This is a genomic window from Corynebacterium yonathiae, assembly GCF_027570195.1.
GTDB lineage: Bacteria > Actinomycetota > Actinomycetes > Mycobacteriales > Mycobacteriaceae > Corynebacterium > Corynebacterium yonathiae.
Window position 1 is genome coordinate 1 of sequence record NZ_JAKMUZ010000002.1, and the last position, 20,779, is coordinate 20,779.

At 57.7% G+C, this 20,779-nt stretch carries 17 protein-coding genes and 1 pseudogene; 13 read left to right on the forward strand and 5 right to left on the reverse strand.

The genetic code is table 11. The annotated features are described in order from the left end of the window. Window positions 1–1,161: pseudogene (locus tag L8V22_RS00975) on the reverse strand (IS256 family transposase); the annotation flags it as partial. A 132-nt stretch (window positions 1,162–1,293) separates the two neighbouring features. On the opposite strand from L8V22_RS00975, the gene L8V22_RS00980 reads away from it, so the two are divergent. From L8V22_RS00980 to L8V22_RS00990, 3 genes are read left to right on the forward strand one after another with little or no spacing between them, the layout of a single operon-like run. Further along, window positions 1,294–1,494, forward strand: a complete 201-nt coding sequence (locus L8V22_RS00980) for a hypothetical protein (protein ID WP_238799521.1) — start codon at window positions 1,294–1,296, stop codon at window positions 1,492–1,494. 36 nt (window positions 1,495–1,530) lie between these two features. Further along, window positions 1,531–1,767 carry an alkaline phosphatase gene (locus L8V22_RS00985; RefSeq protein WP_238799523.1) on the forward strand — a complete coding sequence of 79 codons (237 nt, stop codon included), beginning with the start codon at window positions 1,531–1,533 and terminating at the stop codon, window positions 1,765–1,767. Window positions 1,768–1,797: 30 nt separating this feature from the next. Next, window positions 1,798–2,322 carry a hypothetical protein gene (locus L8V22_RS00990; protein ID WP_238799525.1) on the forward strand — a complete coding sequence of 175 codons (525 nt, stop codon included), beginning with the start codon at window positions 1,798–1,800 and terminating at the stop codon, window positions 2,320–2,322. Between the two features lie 73 nt (window positions 2,323–2,395). On the opposite strand, the gene L8V22_RS00995 is transcribed toward L8V22_RS00990, so the two are convergent. Together L8V22_RS00995 and L8V22_RS01000 are read right to left on the reverse strand one after the other, a co-directional pair. Next, a complete protein-coding gene (locus L8V22_RS00995; RefSeq protein WP_238799528.1) occupies window positions 2,396–4,786 on the reverse strand; it encodes a glycogen/starch/alpha-glucan phosphorylase in 2,391 nt (796 codons plus the stop codon). 97 nt (window positions 4,787–4,883) lie between these two features. Beyond that, window positions 4,884–6,089, reverse strand: coding sequence for an amidohydrolase (locus L8V22_RS01000; protein WP_238799530.1), 1,206 nt, complete (start codon window positions 6,087–6,089; stop codon window positions 4,884–4,886). 36 nt (window positions 6,090–6,125) lie between these two features. Between L8V22_RS01000 and L8V22_RS01005 the strand changes: the two genes are divergently transcribed. Continuing rightward, window positions 6,126–6,524 (forward strand): hypothetical protein, encoded by a 399-nt coding sequence (locus L8V22_RS01005; RefSeq protein ID WP_238799533.1) that lies wholly within the window; start codon window positions 6,126–6,128, stop codon window positions 6,522–6,524. Here the strand turns inward: L8V22_RS01005 and L8V22_RS01010 are convergent. Beyond that, a complete protein-coding gene (locus L8V22_RS01010; protein ID WP_238799539.1) occupies window positions 6,521–7,603 on the reverse strand; it encodes a glycerate kinase in 1,083 nt (360 codons plus the stop codon). The genes L8V22_RS01005 and L8V22_RS01010 overlap by 4 nt on opposite strands. 198 nt (window positions 7,604–7,801) lie before the next feature. Between L8V22_RS01010 and gdhA the strand changes: the two genes are divergently transcribed. Then, window positions 7,802–9,148 (forward strand): NADP-specific glutamate dehydrogenase, encoded by a 1,347-nt coding sequence (gene gdhA, locus L8V22_RS01015; protein WP_238799542.1) that lies wholly within the window; start codon window positions 7,802–7,804, stop codon window positions 9,146–9,148. Between the two features lie 200 nt (window positions 9,149–9,348). After that, entirely contained in the window at window positions 9,349–10,107 is a 759-nt protein-coding gene (locus L8V22_RS01020; protein WP_238799547.1) for a DivIVA domain-containing protein, read from the forward strand. Window positions 10,108–10,301: 194 nt separating this feature from the next. Here the strand turns inward: L8V22_RS01020 and L8V22_RS01025 are convergent, their stop codons facing one another. Beyond that, window positions 10,302–10,949, reverse strand: coding sequence for a hypothetical protein (locus tag L8V22_RS01025; protein WP_238799550.1), 648 nt, complete (start codon window positions 10,947–10,949; stop codon window positions 10,302–10,304). Window positions 10,950–11,099: 150 nt separating this feature from the next. Here L8V22_RS01025 and L8V22_RS01030 point away from each other — a divergent pair, with 150 nt between their 5' ends. The 7 genes from L8V22_RS01030 to ftsY all read left to right on the forward strand — a co-directional run bounded on the left by L8V22_RS01030 (window position 11,100) and on the right by ftsY (window position 20,735). Then, a complete protein-coding gene (locus tag L8V22_RS01030) occupies window positions 11,100–11,645 on the forward strand; it encodes a YceD family protein (protein WP_238799553.1) in 546 nt (181 codons plus the stop codon). Next, the gene (gene rnc, locus L8V22_RS01035) at window positions 11,642–12,412 is read left to right on the forward strand and encodes a ribonuclease III (RefSeq protein ID WP_238799558.1); all 771 of its coding nucleotides are present in this window, start codon (window positions 11,642–11,644) and stop codon (window positions 12,410–12,412) included. The genes L8V22_RS01030 and rnc overlap by 4 nt, the downstream gene beginning before the upstream one ends. A 2-nt stretch (window positions 12,413–12,414) precedes the next feature. After that, window positions 12,415–13,230 carry a bifunctional DNA-formamidopyrimidine glycosylase/DNA-(apurinic or apyrimidinic site) lyase gene (gene mutM, locus L8V22_RS01040; protein ID WP_238799562.1) on the forward strand — a complete coding sequence of 272 codons (816 nt, stop codon included), beginning with the start codon at window positions 12,415–12,417 and terminating at the stop codon, window positions 13,228–13,230. A 53-nt stretch (window positions 13,231–13,283) separates the two neighbouring features. Further along, window positions 13,284–14,783, forward strand: a complete 1,500-nt coding sequence (locus tag L8V22_RS01045; protein WP_238799565.1) for an alanine/glycine:cation symporter family protein — start codon at window positions 13,284–13,286, stop codon at window positions 14,781–14,783. A gap of 16 nt (window positions 14,784–14,799) precedes the next feature. Then, a complete protein-coding gene (locus tag L8V22_RS01050) occupies window positions 14,800–15,084 on the forward strand; it encodes an acylphosphatase (protein ID WP_238799566.1) in 285 nt (94 codons plus the stop codon). 78 nt (window positions 15,085–15,162) lie between these two features. Further along, window positions 15,163–18,684, forward strand: a complete 3,522-nt coding sequence (gene smc / locus L8V22_RS01055; RefSeq protein WP_238799569.1) for a chromosome segregation protein SMC — start codon at window positions 15,163–15,165, stop codon at window positions 18,682–18,684. A gap of 89 nt (window positions 18,685–18,773) precedes the next feature. After that, window positions 18,774–20,735, forward strand: coding sequence for a signal recognition particle-docking protein FtsY (gene ftsY / locus L8V22_RS01060; RefSeq protein ID WP_238799572.1), 1,962 nt, complete (start codon window positions 18,774–18,776; stop codon window positions 20,733–20,735). The last annotated feature ends 44 nt before the right edge of the window (window positions 20,736–20,779 follow it).

Consider the following 20,779-nt stretch of genomic DNA (forward strand, 5'->3'; position numbering starts at 1 on the left):
CAGCGCTGATTCATTGTTAGTGAACTGCACCCTGTTGTGGGTAGCTTTCCGCAGTTCATTGTTGAATGATTCAATCGAATTCTTCGTGTAAATGACCTTGCTGGCTGCTGGTGGGAACTGCAGAAACGGGACAAACCGCTCCCAGGCATCCCGCCAGACCTTGACTGAGCGGGGATACTTTTCTGCCAATTCAGAGGCTTCAAATTCGTCTAAGGCAGCCTTAGCTGTGGACTCGTCCGTGGCGGTGTAAATCTTTTTCAACGCGGCCGATACGCCCCGGCGATCCCTGTAGGCTACCCATCGGTTAGCGGCACGAATCAGGTGCACGATACAGGTTTGCACCATAGAGTTCGGCCAGGTTGCCTTTACTTCTTCCGGCAAGCCTTTGAACCCGTTATAGCAAACGATAAAGACGTCTTTAACCCCACGGTTAGAAAGATTGGCGCATACTTGCGCCCAGGATGAAGCGTTTTCTTCTTTGGCAATCCACGATTCCAAAAAGTGCTTGATACCGTCGAGAGCCACGCCGATTGCCATGTACGCGGACTTATTGACCACTAGGCCGCCATCGCGGATTTTAATGCGCAGCGCGTCCAGGAAAATGACCGGGTAGAACTCATCTCACTGGCGGTTTTGCCAGACCATGGCCTCATCGAGGACGGCATCGGTGACTGCGGAAATCGTCTCATGGGAAATATCAACCCGCATCGCCGTTGCCATATGGTGCTGGATGTCCCTAATTGTCATCCCACCGGCGTACAAGCTAACGGTCATGTCATCGACATCGGTCAATCTCCTCGAGCCTTTAGGGACCATAGTCAGCAAGAATGTGCCAGCCCTATCCCTCGGCACATCAACGGTAACTGGCCCGTAGTTAGAATCCACGGTCTTTGGATACGTTCCGTTGCGGTGATTGTCTGTTCTAGCTGCAGCTTTAGCGCTCCTGTCGCCAGACTCGTAGCCCAGGTGGGCATCCATTTCAGCGTTGAGTCCCCTGGTAATCGAGGCTTGCAACATGCCGCGAACCAGGTCGTTGGCATCCGTTGTAGACGTGCCTAGGTCATCAATCAGCTTCGCGATTTCAGGGTTAGCAAGAAGCTTCTTTTCAATCGCATCAATCTTGGCCTTATCAGCCGGATCTCGTCTCGCCACAGTAGTCATTCTGGTCCATCTCCTCATGCAGGTTAGGTACCCACACACAAACCATCAGACACTCTCTATTCCGAAGCCACTCCGGCGGCGTGGGCCGCGCACAACAAGGACCGCGATAAGCTGCAGGACATTAGCCGTGAGATGCTCGGCAGCGCCCTCGACTTGGTCATGGCCGCTGGCCACCCGTTCTACGATAATGACCACCAGAAGGTCGATACTTCCGACTATAGCTTCATGTACGAGGACGACTACGCCAAGCTTTCCGGAGGCGAGACCGACTGGAATTACTTCGAGTCCAACGATGACTTCAAGAAGATGGCGCAAGGTGACGTCAAGCCGTAGCAGAAGTATTGGGGTATCGCGCAGGTAGGTTCCACGTTGCAGAACTCCCGCTCGAGCGAGGCAAAGGCTCCATACTCGGACGAGCTTAACGACGTCGTCGATCTCCCCACCATGACGACTGGCGCCCTCAATGCGCTGGGACAGGACGAGGATGGCTTTTCCATCATGATTGAGGGCGGTGCCATCGACTGGGCCGGCCACGGAAATAACCCAGTGCGCGATATCGAGGAGACTCAGGACTTTAATAAGTCGGTTGATGCTGCCATCAAGTAGGTAGAGGAGAACTCCTCGTGGGAGGACACTTTGCTCGTCGTGACCGCGGATCACGAAACCGGTTATCTATCCGGTGCGAATGAGGCAGCGACGGACGACAACCCTGATGCGGAAGACCGCTTTAACGCCATGGAAGGCGAAAAGGGCAAGGTCGCTCGGCACGGTTGGTACTCCGGGCAGCACACCAACCAATTGGTGCCATTCTTCTTCAAGGGTGCAGGCTCTGAGGACATCATGGCTAATACCTCCGGTACGGATTCGGTGCGCGGCGATTTCATCGATAACACCTTGGTGGCCAACTTGGTCTTTGATGAGTGGTGGAATGGTGACGCCGGCTCTGCCGACGAGCCAGAGCAGCCGGGAAGTACTACTAATCCGGCGGATGATGCAGGAAAGAAGGGCAGCAGCAAGGGCTTTGCCGCAGGTCTAGCTACAGGCCTAGGAATCTTGGGCGCTGTCGTTGGCGGACTCGGTTTCCTAGCCACGCAGATGGGTGTGCTCAATATTGACCTAAAGCCCATCTATGAGCAGCTAAAGCGCGTCGGCCTGCGCTAAACAAACGGAAGTAGGCCTAACGCCACGTTAAAGTCCTGCCCTCAGCTGCAGAAGCGGAGGGGCAGGACTTTTCTTAGCTCTGGGAAATCGGAGTTGGTTGGATCTTCCAGACCTCGTTGGCATAGTCCGCGATGGTCCGGTCGGAAGAAAAGCGGCCAGAGTAGCAAATATTGAGCCACGCCTTCTTGGCCCAGGCAAGTTGGTCTGCCTCGTATTCGGCAGCCATGCGGTCACGGGTTTCGCGGTAGTCGGCAAAGTCGCCTAAGACGTAGTACTGGTCTTGTGCGTGTTCGCCGTAGCCGTCGAGAAGCGAGGCACGCAGATCGCTGAAGAGCCCGGCATTTTCGGAGCCCAAGGTGCCGTCGACAAGCGCATCCAGTACGCGGGCCAATCCAGGAACGTTCTGGTAAAGCTCGCCCGGGTTGTACTCGGCCTGCAGCTGCGGCAACTCCTCATTGCGGGCACCAAAGATATAGGCATTGTCTTCACCAACCGCCTCGACGATTTCCACGTTCGCGCCATCCATGGTGCCTAAGGTCAGTGCGCCATTCATCATGAACTTCATATTGGACGTGCCGGAGGCTTCCTTGCCAGCCACAGAAATCTGCTCGGAGATATCAGCGGCCGGGATGATGTGCTCGGCGGGGGAGACGTTGTAATTCTCTACAAAGACAACGCGGATAATGTCCTTGGTGGCCGGGTCGTTATTTACCAAGTCCGCGATGGTGTTGATGAGCTTAATAATCGCCTTGGCGCGGTCGTAGCCCGGCGCGGCCTTGGCACCAAAGATGAAAGTACGCTTCGGCACGGTTTCGCCCTCGTCCTTGATGCGGAAGTAGAGGTCAAGGACGTAGAGGGCGTTCATCAGCTGGCGCTTGTACTCGTGCAGGCGCTTAATCTGCACGTCAAAGATGGAATCAGGGTCGATTTCAGCGCCTTGGTGGTCGTTTACCCACTGCGCAAAGTCGCGTTTATTGGCCTGCTTGATGGCGATCAGTTCTCGTAGTAGGTCAGCATCGTCGGCCTTATCGGCGAGTCTGGCCAGCTGGGTGAGGTCAGTAACCCACGCATCGGAACCAGCCTGCTGGGTGAGCAGTTCTGCCAGGCGGGGGTTGCACATCTTCAGCCAGCGGCGCGGGGTGACGCCATTGGTCTTATTGTTGAATTTTTCTGGCCAGAGCTCATACCATTCGGACAGCGTATCGGCCTTGATGATTTCGGTATGCAGGGCGGCGACACCGTTAATGGAGTAAGCGGCGTAGCAGGCGATCCAGGCCATGTGAACCTGTCCGTTGGACACCGGTGCCATGTAGTCAATGCGACCCTGATCCAAGCCGCGATGGGCCATATCTTCGCGGAAGCGGCGATCGATTTCTTCCACCAACTGCCAGATGCGCCAGAACAGCTTTTGGAAGATGGACACTTCCCAGCTCTCCAGTGCCTCCGCGAGCACGGTGTGGTTGGTGTAGGCGAAGGTCTCGGTGACGATCTTCCACGCCGCATCCCAGCTCAGACCATGGTTATCGAGCAATATGCGCAAGAGCTCTGGGATGGCGAGCACTGGGTGAGTGTCATTGAGCTGGATGGAGTTGTACTGCGCAAAACCGGTGAGGTCCTCGCCGTGCTGGGCAATGTAGTTATCCACCATGGTTTGCAGGGAGGCGGAGACAAAGAAGTATTGTTGGCGAACGCGCAGTACCTTGCCCTCGTAGGTGGTGTCGTTGGGGTAGAGCACGCGGCAGATATCCATGACACGCTCGCGCTCGACGATGGCCTCGGTAAAGCGCTGGGAGTTGAAGGCATCGTAATCGAAGTCGTCGATGGGCTCGGACTTCCACAGGCGCAGCGTGCCTACGTTATCGGTCCCGTAGCCGGTGATAGGCATGTCATAGGGAATGGCGCGCACCTCCATGTCATCGAAATGGACGTGGCGTTGTTCGGAGGCACGGCGGATGACGAAGTCATAGCCGTTTTCCATCCACGCATCCGGCTGTTCCTTCTGGAAGCCGTTCTCAAAGGATTGGCGGAATAGGCCGTAGCGATAGAGCAGGCCGTAGCCGGTGACGGGATAGTCTTGGGTGACAGCGGAATCGAGGAAGCAGGCGGCAAGGCGTCCGAGGCCACCATTGCCCAGTGCTGCATCGTGCTCAGCTTCGAGGACATCGCTCAAATCGTGGTCGGCAGCTTTGGCTGCAGCCTTGGCATCGTCAACGAGCCCCAAGTTGGTGAGGTTATTGAGCAGCGCGCGGCCCTGCAGGAACTCTGCGGAGAAATAGTGTTGCTGGCGGGTTGCAGCGTAGGCGGTACGGGTGCGCTCCCAATTATCGGCAATCTGTTCCATCACGGCGCCGGAGAGGCCCGACCAGAACTTGCGGTAGGAAGCACTGTGTGGGCTCACACCGGAGGCTGCGCGGACGTGGGAGGGAACGGTGGATTCGAAAACAGAATGCCGTGGCTGGCTCATTTGTACCCTTAAGCTAGTAGGTAGTCACGAAACGCTTGCCAGCTTAATAGCTTTGGCGCTGCCCTGCAGGACGGAACAGGGGGCTACGCGCAGGGTCTCAGCATGCTGCCAAGTAGGTCAATGCCGCAGCATATGCCGCCCGGGTAGAGGCGTAGACGGTTGGGGCATAGTCCGGCAGGAAGGTCGCCTGGTGGTTAACCGGAGGGTCTTGGAGATCTTCTTCTGGGGTGCAGCCGATGTGCCAAAACACATAAGGCACTCCCCATGCCTGCGGCAAATAGCAAAAATCCTCGGAGGCAGTAGACGGAGCGGCGAGGACGGAATCGGGGCCAAAGGCGGCGTCGAAAACCTCGCCCACTGGGGCGTGGGCGGCGGCATCGTTATCTGTGACCTCGCCGTGGGCATAGTACGCGAAGGTAGGGGCCTGCTCGCTTCCGGAGGCTATACATTCGGCTTTAACCATGCGCTCGAGGGAGCTATAGACTTTTTCTGCGAGTGCGGGGTCATAGTAGCGGGTATTGAGCACTAGCTCGGCGGACTCGGGGATGATGTTGTTTTTATCGCCGGAGTGTAGCTCGCCTACGGAGATGACAAAGAACTCGTGTGGGGCGACTTCGCGGCCCACGATGGCCTGGAGGCGAGTGACGATCATGGCTGCGATGTAGGTGGGATCGATGGAGTTATGGGGCATGGAGGCGTGGGCTGATTTGCCAAAGACGCGTATGCGGAGGGAATCGCAGCCTGCCATGATAGGGCCTGCGGTATGGCGCACGGTGCCGGCGCGGCCGGGCATGATGTGTTGACCCAAGCAGATATCGGGGCGTGGGACGCGTTCGATGAGGTTATCGTTCAGCATGAATTTAGCCCCCATGGAGGACTCTTCGGCCGGTTGGAAAAGGGCGAGGAAGGTGCCGGACCAGGAGCTACGGGAGGCGTCGAGAAGCGCACAGGCACCCAGTAATGCCGTGGTGTGCATGTCGTGACCGCAGGCGTGCATCTTTCCATTGGTAGCGGAATAGGACACGCCGGTGGCCTCCTCTACAGGCAGGCCGTCGAAATCCGCGCGCATTAAGGCGGTGGGGCCGTCACCGTTGCGGAAGATGGCAACCATTCCATGACCACCGATGTTTTCTACTACTTCGCAGTCAAAATCGGCGAGTTTGGCTCGGATACGGCCGGCAGTGCGCTCTTCTTCGTGAGAAAGCTCGGGGTGGCGGTGCAGGTCCTCGTAAAAGTCCTGCTGCCATTCCAGATCAGTTTCTTGGGAAGTGGCGAGCTGGGCGATGTGGGCAGAATCAGACATGGTTTCACACCTTAGGAATTGGGTAGGGTTAGCGCTATGCCGGTTATTCAATTCGATGTTTTAGTTCCCAACGCACAAGCAGAGCGCGTCGCGGACATCTTTACCACTGCCACCGACAAGCTGGTGGAGGGCGGTTCATTATCCTCCGCTGAGGTTACTCGCCCTGATTCGCCGCAGTTTCCAGAGGGGTTGGAAGAACAGCTGCGGCAAAATTATCGCGATGAGCATGAGGATCGCGACCTCGAGGACGCGAGCGTGTACCGCTACGACATTGCGGTTACGGGAGTTAGCGGATCGGTAAATCAGCTGGGTATGGTGCTCTCGCGTCTTCTTACCCCGCACGCAGTGCTGCCGAAGGACCACGTATTGTTGGAAGATGAGTTAGCGCACGAGCAGCCAGCCATCTTCCCGTGGTCTTTGTCTATCCGGCCTTAGAGCTGCTTGACGATGTCCCTGGCGGCCGCCGCCAGCTGCTGCGACATCGATCCTTCTTGGCTGAGCTGAGCGCAGTAGGCATCCGTGTCCTGCTCGAAGGAACCGGCGATAATGCCCATGGGCATGCCTGCGTCTTGGGCGAGAGCCGCAATGGTTCCGACGGCCTTTCCAGTCAAAGATTGCTCGTCAAACCGGCCCTCGCCGGTGATGACGAGATCGGCGGAGGATATTTTTTCTGGAAGTCCGAGTGCAGTGGCCACATGCGCGCTGCCAGATAAGACGCGAATATGCTCATCTGAGCCCCAGAGCGTGCGAGAAAGCCAGTGCAGGCCAATGGGAAGGCCGCCCGCGGCACCGAAATATTCGGAGTCTGCATCGGCGCCGGTAACTTTGCATGCTTGCAACATGGCACCGGCCAGCAGTGCTACCTGCTCGCCTTGGGCTCCCTTTTGGGGGCCGTACATGGTTGCTGCCTGCACTGGGGTGGCGCGGGTATCGGCCAGCAAAGTGAAGTCAAGCATGCCCGCCTTGATATTAAGCTGCGCGGTGTCGATGTGATCGAGCTGAACTAGGGGAGCGCCGCCCTTAGGCAAGGCGTAGCCGCGGGCGTCATGCGCGGCGGCGCCGAGCGCGGTAAGGATGCCCATGCCGGCATCGATGCTGGCGGTGCCTCCCAGTCCGAGCACAATCGAGGTGGCACCGCGCGTTTCCGCATCCGCGATCAGCACGCCGGTGCCATAGGAATCGGCGTGCAGCGGGTCAAGGTTGTCTTGTACTGCGGGCAGGCCGGTGGCAGAGGCGACGTCGATAAACGCAGTAGTCCCAGCGAGGAAGTAGCTTGCCTGGGTTAAACGGCCTATGGCGTCGGTGGTAGGCAGGGTGATGGTCTCTACGGATTGTCCGCCGGCCACGGATGCCTGCGCGAGGACGGAGGCGGTTCCCTCGCCGCCATCGGCCATGGGCAGGGTGGTAACCGTGGCGTCGGGGAGAGCCTGGCGCACTCCCATAGCAATGCTGGCTGCGGCCTCGGGCGCGGAAGCGGTGCCTTTGAACGAGTCTGGCGCGACGACAATATGCATGACCGTGATTATAAAGCCCACCTGCGATGGGAGTCTGCGCGGCTTAAGATCCGAACGTTCTACAGAAAATATTTTACTTTATTGTCGCTGGTAAAGACGGTGCGGATCTATGCAAGGTCTAGAAACTGCTTGCTTTATCGGTAGTTTGATAGGAAACTGGTATCTGTTCTTATACGTCCACAGAATGGAATGCACGCCATGTCAGTAGATAGCCAAATTTCTGAGTACTACGACAAATTGCTCAAGCGTAATGCGGGAGAACCAGAATTCCACCAAGCGGTTTCTGAGGTTCTAGATTCGCTGAAAATTGTCCTAGAAAAAGACCCGCAGTACGCGGACTATGGCTTGGTGGAACGTCTCTGTGAACCTGAGCGCCAGCTCATCTTCCGCGTGCCGTGGATCGATGATAATGGTGATATCCAGGTCAATCGCGGCTTTCGCGTCCAATTCAATTCTGCGCTCGGCCCCTACAAGGGCGGACTGCGTTTCCACCCTTCGGTCAATCTGGGCATCATTAAATTCCTCGGTTTTGAGCAGATCTTCAAAAACTCCCTGACCGGCTTGCCTATTGGCGGCGGTAAAGGCGGTTCCGACTTTGACCCCAAGGGAAAGTCCGAGGTCGAGATCATGCGCTTTTGTCAATCTTTTATGACAGAGCTGCACCGACACATTGGCGAATACCGCGATGTGCCGGCAGGTGACATTGGAGTAGGCGGTCGCGAAATCGGATTCCTCTTCGGCCAATATCGTCGCCTGACCACCCAACACGAGTCCGGCGTCCTTACCGGCAAAGGGTTGTCCTGGGGTGGTTCGCTAGTCCGTACTGAGGCGACGGGCTACGGCACGGTCTACCTCACCAATGAAATGATGAAGGCTCACGGTGAGTCCTTTGACGGTTCCAAAGTCATTGTCTCCGGTTCTGGAAACGTCGCTATCTACGCTGCAGCAAAAGCCCAAGAACTAGGTGCCACCGTGGTGGCCATGTCCGATTCCTCCGGTTATATCACCACCCCAGATGGCGTGGACATCGAGCTTCTCAAGGACGTTAAAGAATCCCGTCGCGAGCGCATCTCCACTTATGCTGAAGAGGCTGGAAGCGGCGTGGAATTCCATAAGGGCGGAAATATCTGGGAAGTACGAGCGGACGTGGCATTGCCGTGTGCGACCCAGAACGAGCTGGACGGCGATTCCGCTAAGGAGCTCGTGGAAGGCGGCGTGCGCTACGTGGCAGAAGGCGCCAATATGCCGTCGACCCCGGAGGCCGTCCACATTTTCCAAGAATCCAAGATCAACTTCGCGCCGGGCAAGGCCGCTAACGCCGGTGGTGTTGCTACCTCCGCGCTGGAGATGCAGCAAAACGCTTCCCGTGATTCCTGGTCCTTTGACTATACCGATGATCGCCTCCACGCGATCATGTCCAATATCTTTAAAAATATCGACAGCACGGCCAAGGAATACGGACGTGAGGGCGATTATGTAGCTGGTGCAAATATCGCTGGCTTCAAGAAAGTAGCAGACGCCATGTTGGCACAGGGCGTCATCTAGAAACAGACCTATTTTTAACCGGCTCCCCTTCTTCGCCGCATTATGTGGTGGAGGAGGGGAGCTGGTGTTTTAAGTACGTGTCATAGATTCCCTACGCGTGGAGGTAGACCAGCAAGACCGACTATAGAAGTTAAATCTGCAGTACACACTCGGTGCGTGGCCTCCACGCCTGGCAGGTGAGGCCATGTAAAATTCGCAGCATGTACCGTGTCTTTGAGTCCCTAGATGAATTAGTCCAGCACTTGGAAGAGGCCCATAGCCTCCCTATGACCTCTAATTGCATGGTTCCGCGCCATGAAATGCTCGCGCTTCTCGATGACCTGCGGAATGCACTGCCCGTTGAGATTGATGACGCGCAGGACGTTTTGGATAAGCAGGATGAAATCTTGCATGGCGCCGAAGAACGCGCGGACCAGACCATCAATGACGCTAATGCGCAGGCAGATGACATCGTGGGTCACGCCCGCGAGGAGGCAGATGCCACGGTGTCCCACGCAGAACAGCATGCTGCCAAGCTGGTAGCTGATGCTGAAGCTCATGCACAGTCCATGGTGGAGCAAGCCCGTGCGGAAGCAGACCGCACCATCGCCCAGGCTAATGACGAATATGAGCGTTCCGTTGCAGAAGGCCGCGCGGAACAAGAGCGTCTGGTTTCGGAATCAGAAGTTGTTCGCCGCGCCGATGAAGAAGCACACCGCATCGTGGAGTCTGCCCACACCGAATCTAACCGTTTGCGCAGCGAATGCGATGAGTTTGTGGATGGCAAACTTAGCGAATTCGAAACCACGCTCAACGGCCTGCTGCGCACCGTAAGTTCCGACCGCTCTGCACTGCGCGGCGGTGCCGGGGTACGCTCCCGCGGCGGCGATTATTCGGCGCTGGGCCGCGCCGGTGGCGCAGCGGGTGGCACACGCTACTCGGAAGGTGAGGCCTATGAGCGTCGCTATAACGAGCGCTAAAGCACTACCTTTACTCTCATTCAGCCCCTAAGCTCTATGGCCCGTTCATAACGGGGCCATGGACTAGGGAGGGGCGAGGGGGAATCTAAAGCGCCAGGCACGGCCAAAGGTCCTGTTTGGTGGGCAGGCGGTTTGTCGTACACCGTCTACCCACCCAACAGGGCCTTTTGTTTTATTGGTTACTCCCAGCTGGCTCAAGCAGTAGCGCGGGAGCAAGGCTGTCTTGCTGGAATCGCTTTTCCTGATTCTGCGGCAGCAGGCGAGTCTTGTGCACGCTGGGCAGTGGGCTGTTCTTCCTCTTGTGGAGTGAGATGCTCATCTGCGGCGGATTGGACAGCCATACATGCTGCGATAGTCGTGGTAACCAAGCCGGGGAAAAGGAATGCTACGAGTGCGGTAAAGAAATAGGAAGATAGTGACGTTAATGCGCTATCACTGAAATTCTGGGGGAAGCACACGGCACACGCGCTAAGGAGCGCACCGGTAGTCAGCAACATTGTGCCTACAGAAATGAGCGCGGTAGGAATGGTCGCGCGGGAGAACCAAGTGATAGTACCGCCGCTTAGGGAAAAGATGAGTGCGCCGGTAAGAACCGAAAGGTCCATGCCGGTGGGCAAGACCAAAATGGCACCGGCTACCACACCGGCAACGACGCTACAGATGAGTGCGGTACATAAGCGAATTCCACTTACGCCGTACATTCCTGAACGGTCCGGCCGTGGAGTGGCGTGAACGAGCACACCGGCAGTAGCTAACACCGCAGCGGGAAGGCAACTAAACACGGCGAAACTAAGTGCTATGCTGCGTAGATCGGTGGAGGTTAGCGCCAAGTGGTAGGTCATGCTTCCACACTAAGGGCGGTTTTCACCTGCGAAAAGACTAATCCGGAAAGGCATAGGCCCTTTTACTTTAAACGCCAGACTCTTGACAGAAACTCGGCTTGCGCGGTCCGCTAGGCGGAGCTTGCGGGGCAAGGTAGACTACCCAGTGTTATGACATCACCATTGAAGTTCGATGTGGGCGAATTGTTGAACGCCCAAGGCGCTGACGCACTGCCGGAACAACGCACCCAGACCGGCCCCGCACCCGAGAGGATTGGCGTAGAGATGATCGCCATTCCACAGGGCGAAGAGCTCACCGTAGACGTTACCTTGACCCCACTTGGTGCCGGTGTCTTGGTGGATGCCAACATTTCCGGGCGGCTGACCGGGGAATGCTCCCGTTGTTTGAAGGAGCTGCACCCACAGCTGGATTTGCACGTCACGCAAGTCTTCGCCGCCGATGAGTCCTTCGTCTCTGGAGACGAGACTACAGACGATGATGAAGGCTCGGGAGATGAGATTCCAGAGATTGAGGATGATGAGCTGGACCTTCTGCAGGCCGTTATCGATGAGGCGGGGCTAGAACTTCCCTTTGCGCCGGTGTGCGAGGATGGCTGCGAAATTGCTACGCCAGAGGGCGTGACCACCGGTATCTCTGGCGAAAAGGACGAAGATAAGGTCGATCCCCGCTGGGCCGGTTTGGAGAAGTTTCTATGAGCCGCAAAAAGAAGCTAACTGGGGAAGAGGCGCTGGCAGCCGAGTTTGCTGCAGTAGACCACACCCCGTTGTTGGAATCACTCGGTGTGGAATTGCAGCCTGAGCACCTGTGCTTGGCGTTGACCCACCGTTCATTTGCTAATGAGAATGGGCACTTGCCAAACAACGAGCGCTTGGAGTTTTTGGGCGATGCGGTGCTGGGCCTTTCGGTGGCCTCCCAGCTCTACATCACCTATCCTTCCCGCCCGGAATCGGATATTTCCAAGATGCGCGCTTCCATCGTCTCGCGCTATGGCCTTTCGGACATCGCCCGGGAGATAAACCTGGGCCCGCATATTCTGCTGGGCAAGGGCGAGCAATCCACCGGCGGCCGCGATAAAGATTCCATTCTTGCCGATACCACCGAGGCGATCTTCGGTGCCATCTACCGCGAGCACGGTTTTGAAACGGCGCGTGACGTCATCTTGCGTTTATTTGCGGAGAAGATCGAAAATGCGACTGTGAGCGGGCGCCACTTGGATTGGAAAACCACTTTGCAGGAGCTGTGCGCGGAGCTAAAGGCGCCGATGCCGGTCTATTCGGCCACCTCCACCGGTCCCGAGCATGACCAGACATTTACCGCAGTCGCTACTGTTGCTGGTCTGACCGTGGGCAATGGTGTGGGGCATAATAAGAAGTTAGCCGAACAACAGGCGGCTCAGGAGGCCTGCCAGACCTTGCGCGAAACCCCGCTTTTGGTGCAAGGTACTGCACATAAAGAAAGCTAAGCATGCCGGAATTGCCGGAAGTCGAGTCCGTTCGCCGGGGCCTTGCACCCCACGTGGTGGGACGGACTTTTGAGTCTGTAGAGGTGTTACACCCGCGCGCTAATCGTGGCCAAGATGAGCCACTCTCCGGTCTTCTCGTAGGCAAAGAAATTGCTGCAGTGGCCAGGCGCGGGAAATTCATGTGGCTAGAATTTGTGGGCGAAGATTCTATGGACCCTCACCGCGACGTCCTCTTTATCCACTTAGGTATGTCGGGCCAGGTCCGTATCGGCGCCACCGATTCATCGCATCTGCGCATTAGCGCCCAGTTGAGCGGCGGGGCAGAGCTTAGCTTTGTTGACCAGCGCACCTTTGGATATTGGCTCTATGCCCCGTGGTCAAAGATTTCACACATTGGCATTGATCCGTTGGAACCAGATTTCGACATCGTGGCTACCGGACGGCGCCTGCGGGCAAAGAAGACCGCTGTGAAAACCGCGCTTTTGGATCAGACCTTGGCTTCTGGAATCGGAAATATTTACGCCGATGAATCCTTATGGGCGGCACAAATTTCGCCCCGCAAGAAAGCCTCGACCTTGCGGCAAAAAGATGCCATCGCCCTGCTCGAAGCAGCCCAGGAGGTTATGACTGCCGCCCTAAAAGTGGGTGGCACGAGCTTTGATTCCTTGTACGTTAACGTGAATGGCGAATCGGGGTATTTTTCGCGTTCATTGGCAGCATATGGGCGTGCTGGCCAGCCCTGTCGGCGGTGCGCAACGCCCTTGGAGCGCTGCGTAATTTCAGGGCGTTCCGCCCATTTCTGCCCCCATTGTCAATAAGTTATGGCGGATTGGGTTCACGTTGTGAACCCTAAGGCAGTAAATTATTCTGCATGGATTTTCTTGAAAATGTCGTTACGACATTTAATGACGGCGTCTGGTCGTGGATTCTGCCCTGGCTGCTGATTGCTGCGGGCCTATTCTTCGGCATCCGTACCGCATTGGTGCAGGTGCGCATGGTGCCGGATATGTTCCGCGCCGTCGTCGAGCGGCCCAAGGGGGAGGGCCGCGACGAGGACGAGGACTATGGTGGCCTTTCCGCCTTTAAGGCCTTTACCATTTCGGCCGCCTCCCGCGTTGGCACCGGCAACGTGGCTGGTGTAGCGGTGGCCATTTCCGTGGGCGGCCCAGGTGCCGTCTTCTGGATGTGGCTGATTGCCATCCTGGGTGGCGCTACCGCCTTTATAGAGTCGACCCTGGCGCAGCTTTGGAAAGTCCGCGATGGCAATGGCTACCGCGGTGGCCCAGCGTATTATATGAAGCGCGGTTTGGGGTGGGGCCCGCTCGGCGTGCTTTTCTCCATCGCCATCGCCTTTACCTTTGGCTTGGTATACAACGCCTTCCAGACCAACGCCATTGCGGATGCAGTGTCCTTCTCCTTTGACCGCGATGACACTACGTTCCGCTCCATTATCGGCGTTGTTATCGCCGTAGTTGCGGGGCTTATCATCTTTGGTGGTGTGAACCGCATTGCCAATATCACCCAGATCGTCGTGCCATTTATGGCGGTGGCTTACCTGCTCGTCGGCGGTTTTGTAGTCATCACCAATTTTGACAAGGTGCCGGGAATGATTGGCGATATCGTTGGTCACGCCCTAGGAATCAAGGAAATCGCGGGTGCCGGTCTTGGCTTCGCCATGATGAAGGGTATTCAGCGCGGTCTGTTTTCTAATGAGGCCGGCGAAGGCTCTGCCCCTAACGCTGCGGCTACTGCGGCCGTCTCTCACCCCGTCAAGCAGGGTTTGGTCCAGACCCTCGGCGTGTACTTCGACACCTTGGTGGTATGTACCATTACCGCTTTCATCATCCTGTTGGGACCTGAGATTGCCTATGGCGCAGAGGCAGAAGGCGTCTCTTTGACCCAGGCCGCCTTGTCTTCTGAGGTAGGCGAGTGGGGAATTCACTTCGTCAGCTTTATCCTCTTCTTCCTGGCTTTCTCTTCCATCCTGGGCAACTATTACTTGGCGGAGTCCAACCTGGAGTACCTCACCCAGAGCAAGCCTGCTCTGGTGATTTTCCGCCTCGTCGTGCTTTTCTTTGTCTGGTTCGGTGCGGTGGGCTCCCTGCCGCTGGTCTTTGCCTTGGCCGATACCGGCGCGGCAACCATGGTGATCCTCAATATCCTCGCCATCGTGCCGCTATCCGGGGTGGCCATTAAATTGCTCAAGAACTACAACGTGCAGCGCAGCCAAGGCATTGACCCGGTATTCCACCGCGATATGCTGCCGGAGCTTAAAGGCGTTGAATGCTGGGACGGCTCCGACCCCGTCACTCGTCGCAGTGAAGAAGACCGCCGCGTCCTGCGCGATAAGGGGCAACATGATCACTACTAGGAACTAGGGAGGCTGCATGACCAAGGAAAGAATGACCGCTTTTGTCCACGGGCGCGTCCAAGGCGTGGGCTTTCGATGGTGGACGCGCTCCCGTGCCCTCGAGCTCGGCTTGCATGGGCATGCTACTAATTTGGCTGATGGTCGGGTTCAGGTTGTAGCCGAAGGACCGCGGGAGAAATGTGAGGAGTTGCTAGGACTCCTCAAAGAACAGCCCAGTATGACTCGCCGACCAGGAACGGTCGATCTAGTAGTCGAGCAATGGGCTGCCTCTAAGGGAGAATCCGGCTTTATTGAACGCTAACGCACAGCACATGCCCGCAGTTTCGATCCTTGAGGCTCGGCTGGGCAGGCGTACTCTAAGCTTGCTAAACTAACCCGAATGCACCTGAAATCGCTGACGCTCAAAGGCTTTAAATCATTTGCGTCGGCGACGTCTCTAAAATTTGAACCCGGCATTTGCGCTGTTGTCGGACCGAATGGCTCCGGCAAGTCCAATGTGGTGGACGCGCTAGCTTGGGTTATGGGCGAGGGAAGCGCCAAGACGCTGCGTGGCGGAAAGATGCAAGACGTCATTTTCGCCGGCGCCGGCGACCGCAAAGCCTTAGGCCGCGCCGAGGTAACCCTCACCATTGATAATGCGGACGGCGCGCTACCGATTGAATATTCGGAAGTCTCGGTCACCCGCCGCATGTTCCGCGACGGGGCCAGCGAATACGAAATCAATGGCGCCAAGGCGCGTCTGATGGATATTCAGGAGCTGCTCTCTGATTCGGGTATTGGCCGCGAGATGCACATTATTGTCGGCCAAGGCAAACTTTCTGAGATCCTTGAATCTAGGCCCGAGGATCGGCGCTCCTATATCGAAGAGGCAGCGGGCGTGCTCAAGCACCGCCGTCGCAAGGAAAAGGCGCAGCGAAAGCTCACTGGCATGCAGGCCAATTTGGATCGCCTGCAGGACCTTACTGATGAGTTAGGCAAGCAACTTAAGCCTTTGGCGCGCCAAGCCGAGGCTGCGCAGCGTGCTGCCACGGTGCAAGCTGATCTGCGCGATGCCCGCCTGCGCCTAGCCGGCGATAGGGTAGTGCGCCTGCGCAGCAAGTTTCACGACGCCGAGCGCGCGGCCGAAGTTCTCGCCGAACAGGTTGAGGAAGTTACGGCGCAGCTGGAAGAAACAACGGGCTCTCAGCTAGAGGTTGAAGCCCAGCTTGAGGAAGTAAGCCCCAAGGCAGATTCCGCCCAAAAGCTGTGGTTTGATCTGTCTACGCTTTCTGAGCGCATTTCTGCTACGCAGCGCATTGGCGAAGAGCGGGCGGCCAATGCTGGCGCGCAGGTGGCTTATTCTGGCCAAGACCCGGATGATTTGGAAGCACGGGCCGCTCGCGCGGACGAAGAACATGCGGAGCTCCTCGCTGCGGCGGAGGAGGCGGCGGAACGCCTGGAATCGATCCGCGAAGAGGTAGCAGAGCGCCGCGAGGCTTTCGAGGCCGCCGAGCGCGAGCACATGGCCCAGCTGCGTGCCATTGCAGATAGGCGCGAGGGCGTCGTCCGCCTTATTGCCGCGGAAGAAAAGGCGGCAGGCCAGGTTACCTCGGCAGAAGAGGAGCTGGCGCGGCAAGAAGAAACCCTTGCTTCTACCAGCCAGCGCACCCAGTCTGCCCAGGCAGAGGCCGATGAAGTGGCGGATAAATTGCAGTCCTTGGCCGGCGAGCGCGAGCCGCTCGAGGAGGCACATGTGCGCGCGGCCAGTGAATCGGGTGCGGCCGATAAGCGCTTGGAACAGTTGCGCGACGAGCAGCGCGAACGTGAGCGTGCCGTGTACACGTTGCGCTCACGCATCGATACCTTAGCCCAGACCGTGCCGGAGAAGGTCGATGTAGGTGAGCAGTTCCAGCCGCTGGCCAAATTCATCAGCACTAAATATGAGACTGCGGTAGCTGCCGCATTGGGCGTCTTCGCTGAGGCCCAGGCCGGCGAGATTTCCGGTCAGCTCATTGCGGCCTTGGAAAAGGGTACCCGCTCCGCGCTTGTCGATGTTTCCGTTGCCGCCCCCGCCACATCCTGGCGCGTGGATGCGACTTTGCCCACCGGCACCTCGTGGCTGCTCGACCATATTGCTGTGGTTCCGGAGGTATCCGCCGCGCTGCACCGCCTCCTTGCGGATGTCGTGCTCGTTCCCGATTTCGCGGCGGCGAAAAAATTGGTGGCAGAGGATCCTCGCCTGCGTGCCGTTACCGAATCCGGCGTGGTGTTGGGCGAAGGTTGGGTAGAAGTAGGCACCGGTGCCTCATCTACCGTAGAAGTCACCGCCCGCATTGCAGAGGCGGAGGAACAGCTGGAAACTGCCGCGCAGGAGCTGGAAGAGCTTTCCGGCACTCTCGAGGGCGCGAAGATCGCGGCGGAGGATGCCCGCGTGACGGCAGCCTCAGCGAAGGCCGCCTTACGCGAACACGATACCGAGGTGGAGGCGTGGAAACGCGATCATCAGCGCCTGCTGAAGCAGTACGAGGCCAATAAAACTGAGCACGAGAAGGCCGCGGCGCGGGCGACCGAGATCGAGGTTAAGCTCGCCGGAGCTCGCACGCAGCTTGCCGACGCCCGCGATAGGCTTGCCCGCGTTGATGCGGACGAGCAGCCCGACGAGCCCTCGTCGGTGGAGCGTGACGAGGCCTCGGCTGCATTAGAGCAGGTTAAGTCGATGGAGATGGAGGCGCAGGTTGCTGCCCGCTCCGCTCAGGATCACGTGGGCCAGGTAGCGGGGAAGAGCGAGGCGTTGCGTCGCCAAGCGCTGCATGAGCGCCAAGCCAAGGCTCGCCATGAACAGGCTATGGCGCGGCGCAAGGCCCAAGGAGAATTAGCCGGTGCGGTGGTAAGGCATTCGCGTGATTTGGCCGCGCGCGCCACCCAATTGCTAGAGCGCGCTACCTCTGAGCGCGATGACTACTTTGCGCAGCGCACCTCCTTGAACGCACAGCTGCAACAGGTAAAGCAACAGGTCTCGGCCGCGCGGCAACAGCTGGACCGGTTGACTAACCGTGCTCATGACTCGGAAATTGCCCGCTCTCAGGCGCAGGTTCGCGTCGATGAAGCTGAAACCAAGATAGTAGAACAGCTCGGCATTGCGATTTCGGACCTTTTGCAGGACTACACCCCCGGTGAGGATTTCGATCGCGGGGCGGAAAATGCACGCTTGAAGCAAGCAGAGAAGGACTTGAATTCTTTGGGCAAGGTCAATCCGCTTGCGTTGGAAGAATACAAGGCTTTGGAAGAGCGTTATTCTTTCCTCTCCACCCAGCTTGAGGATGTCATCCAAGCCCGCAAGGATCTGGCCGGGGTTATCGAGGACGTGGACGCGCAGATTCTGCAGTTGTTCACCGATGCATGGCATGACGTTGAAGCAGAATTCCCCAAGGTTTTCCAGACCCTTTTCCCGGGCGGTGAGGGCCGCCTCATTCTCACGGAGCCGGAGGACATGCTCACCACCGGCATCGAGGTGGAAGCGCGTCCACCGGGCAAGAAGGTCAAGCGCCTGTCCTTGCTTTCAGGTGGTGAGAAGTCGCTTACCGCGCTGGCCATGCTGGTAGCAATCTTCCGCGCTCGCCCTAGCCCGTTTTATGTCATGGATGAGGTCGAAGCAGCGCTTGATGATGTTAACCTGCGTCGCCTCATCGCCCTTTTTGAAGAGTTGCGCAAGGACTCGCAGCTTATCGTCATTACGCACCAAAAGCCGACGATGGATGTAGCTAACGTGCTTTATGGCGTGACCATGCGCGGCGATGGTGTAACCCGCGTGATTTCGCAGCGCATGAATCCCGCAGGTTGGGCGCCGGGCACGGAGCAAGCTAGCGAGGATGCTACTCGCCTGGGCGTCGACGCGCCGCGGGGCGATGAGCTAGAGAAGTAGCCAGGATCGCTGCCTGCCGGCGCCACCCCTTCCGAGCTAGGCCGGGGGTTTGGGGTGCCGCGAGCCAACAAGACTGGCACTATAGAGGCATGAATTCTTTATGGTTATGGATCGGCATTGCGATCGCCGTTATTGTGCTGATTATTCTTCTCGTAGTAATCGGCAAAAAGCGCGGCGACGCCAAGAAGGTGTCCTTTGATAAGCCCGCTGAGGAAGAACCGAAGCAGCTTACCCAGGAGCAAAAGTCCGGCAACTATCAAGCTAAGTCTGGCTTTAACTTCGCTCCTGCTGGTGGTGCCAAAGAAGCGCAGAAAAGCCCGGTTCAGGCGGAAAAGCCCGTGGCGAATAAGCCAACTGCGGATAAGCCAGCTCAGGCATACCAGCAACCAAAGGAAGAGCCTAGTGCTACCGACATCGCCAACGAGCAGCTCAGTGGCAAGGCTCCACAACCAAAGGCGAAGCCGCAAGCACACGAGGACGAGCCACAGTCTGTAAAGCCGAAGACCGATGCTGCGGCCGACAAGCCCGCAGTGGGGCAACCAGAGGTAAATAAGCAGGAACCACAGCAGGCGAAGCAGGCAGAAACCAATAAAGTTACTGAGACCAATAAGTCGGCTAATGCGAAAGAACAGCGGTCCGACTCTATCCCAGATAAATCCGAACAGACCCCTTCTACGGGCGATGGAGCTGCGGAGGCAACGGCTGCCGGTACGGCAGGGGTAGCAGGTACGGCAGCTGCGGCTGCAGAGAGTGAAGACACGCCTGCGGATAATGTCCCAGAATCGGTCGAGCAGCCAGAAACCGCATCCGAGCCGGAGGAGCCAGCGACGCCGCAGGCCGATGAACCAGCGGAGAAGTCCTCGCCAGCTGCTGAAAAGTCAGAGGCTCCAGAAGATGCCGCCGCTGTGGAAGATGCTGCAGTAGAAGAGGAATCCCCAGTCTTTGACGAGGTCGTTGAAGATAAGAACGCGGAGGACATTGAAGAGCGCGTCGATGACCGCGAGGAGGCTGAAGAAGCTGCGGCTGCAGCCGAGGCACAGACCGGTGCGGCCGAAGCTGCCAAGGAACAGACAGAGGTTCCCGATGCAGAGCCAGCCCCAGCGCCAGCGCCACAGGAAGATATTGCTCCCGCCGGCGGACGCCTAGGCCGTTTGCGTGGACGCCTTTCGCGCTCGCAAAATGCCATCGGACAGGGGCTTATGGGAATTCTTTCCGCCGGCGACTTGGATGAAGAAGCCTGGGAGGAAATAGAAGATACGCTCATCATGGCGGACTTGGGCACCAAGTCCACCATGAAAGTGACTGATTCCCTGCGCGAGAAGATTGCTGAGCGCGGTGTGTCCAGTGAGGATGAGGCGCGTGCCATGCTGCGTGAATGCCTTATCGAGGCAGGACACCCAGAGATGGACCGTTCCATTAAGGCCATGCCGAATGAGGGTAAGCCGGCCATCGTTATGGTTGTCGGCGTAAACGGCACCGGCAAAACCACAACTACGGGCAAGCTTGCTCGCGTGCTTGTAGCCATGGGGCACAAGGTACTTTTGGGCGCAGCGGATACTTTCCGTGCTGCGGCCGCTGACCAGCTCGAGACTTGGGGCCGCCGCGTTGGCGCCGATACTGTGCGTGGCAAGGAGGGCGCTGACCCAGCATCGGTGGCCTTCGATGCAGTAGCTCGCGGTGTAGAACAGCAAGTAGATGTAGTCTTGGTTGATACCGCAGGCCGCCTTCATACCTCCACTGACTTGATGGACCAGTTGGGCAAGGTCAAGCGCGTAGTGGAAAAGAAGACCGATGTGGACGAGGTTCTGCTGGTATTGGACGCCACCGTGGGTCAAAATGGCTTGACCCAGGCCCGGATCTTCCGCGAGGTAGTAGATATCACCGGCGTCGTCCTGACCAAGCTGGATGGTACTGCCAAGGGCGGAATCGTCTTCCAGGTGCAAGAGGAATTGGGCGTTCCGGTCAAGCTCGTGGGCTTGGGCGAAGGTGCCGATGATCTCGCACCATTTGAGGTCGAAGGCTTCGTCGACGCACTCTTGGGCGAGAAGTAACGGCCAACTTTAAAACTCTCCCCCTGCACATCGGGTAGCACGAG

Coding starts and splice junctions, on each gene's coding strand:
- L8V22_RS00980 (WP_238799521.1), top strand. CDS start 1,294: ATGCTCGGCAGCGCCCTCGACTTGGTCATGGCCGCTGGCCACCCGTTC.
- L8V22_RS00995 (WP_238799528.1), bottom strand. CDS start 4,786: ATGAGCCAGCCACGGCATTCTGTTTTCGAATCCACCGTTCCCTCCCAC.
- L8V22_RS01000 (WP_238799530.1), bottom strand. CDS start 6,089: ATGTCTGATTCTGCCCACATCGCCCAGCTCGCCACTTCCCAAGAAACT.
- L8V22_RS01005 (WP_238799533.1), top strand. CDS start 6,126: ATGCCGGTTATTCAATTCGATGTTTTAGTTCCCAACGCACAAGCAGAG.
- L8V22_RS01010 (WP_238799539.1), bottom strand. CDS start 7,603: ATGCATATTGTCGTCGCGCCAGACTCGTTCAAAGGCACCGCTTCCGCG.
- gdhA (WP_238799542.1), top strand. CDS start 7,802: ATGTCAGTAGATAGCCAAATTTCTGAGTACTACGACAAATTGCTCAAG.
- L8V22_RS01020 (WP_238799547.1), top strand. CDS start 9,349: ATGTACCGTGTCTTTGAGTCCCTAGATGAATTAGTCCAGCACTTGGAA.
- L8V22_RS01025 (WP_238799550.1), bottom strand. CDS start 10,949: ATGACCTACCACTTGGCGCTAACCTCCACCGATCTACGCAGCATAGCA.
- L8V22_RS01030 (WP_238799553.1), top strand. CDS start 11,100: ATGACATCACCATTGAAGTTCGATGTGGGCGAATTGTTGAACGCCCAA.
- rnc (WP_238799558.1), top strand. CDS start 11,642: ATGAGCCGCAAAAAGAAGCTAACTGGGGAAGAGGCGCTGGCAGCCGAG.
- mutM (WP_238799562.1), top strand. CDS start 12,415: ATGCCGGAATTGCCGGAAGTCGAGTCCGTTCGCCGGGGCCTTGCACCC.
- L8V22_RS01045 (WP_238799565.1), top strand. CDS start 13,284: ATGGATTTTCTTGAAAATGTCGTTACGACATTTAATGACGGCGTCTGG.
- L8V22_RS01050 (WP_238799566.1), top strand. CDS start 14,800: ATGACCAAGGAAAGAATGACCGCTTTTGTCCACGGGCGCGTCCAAGGC.
- smc (WP_238799569.1), top strand. CDS start 15,163: ATGCACCTGAAATCGCTGACGCTCAAAGGCTTTAAATCATTTGCGTCG.
- ftsY (WP_238799572.1), top strand. CDS start 18,774: ATGAATTCTTTATGGTTATGGATCGGCATTGCGATCGCCGTTATTGTG.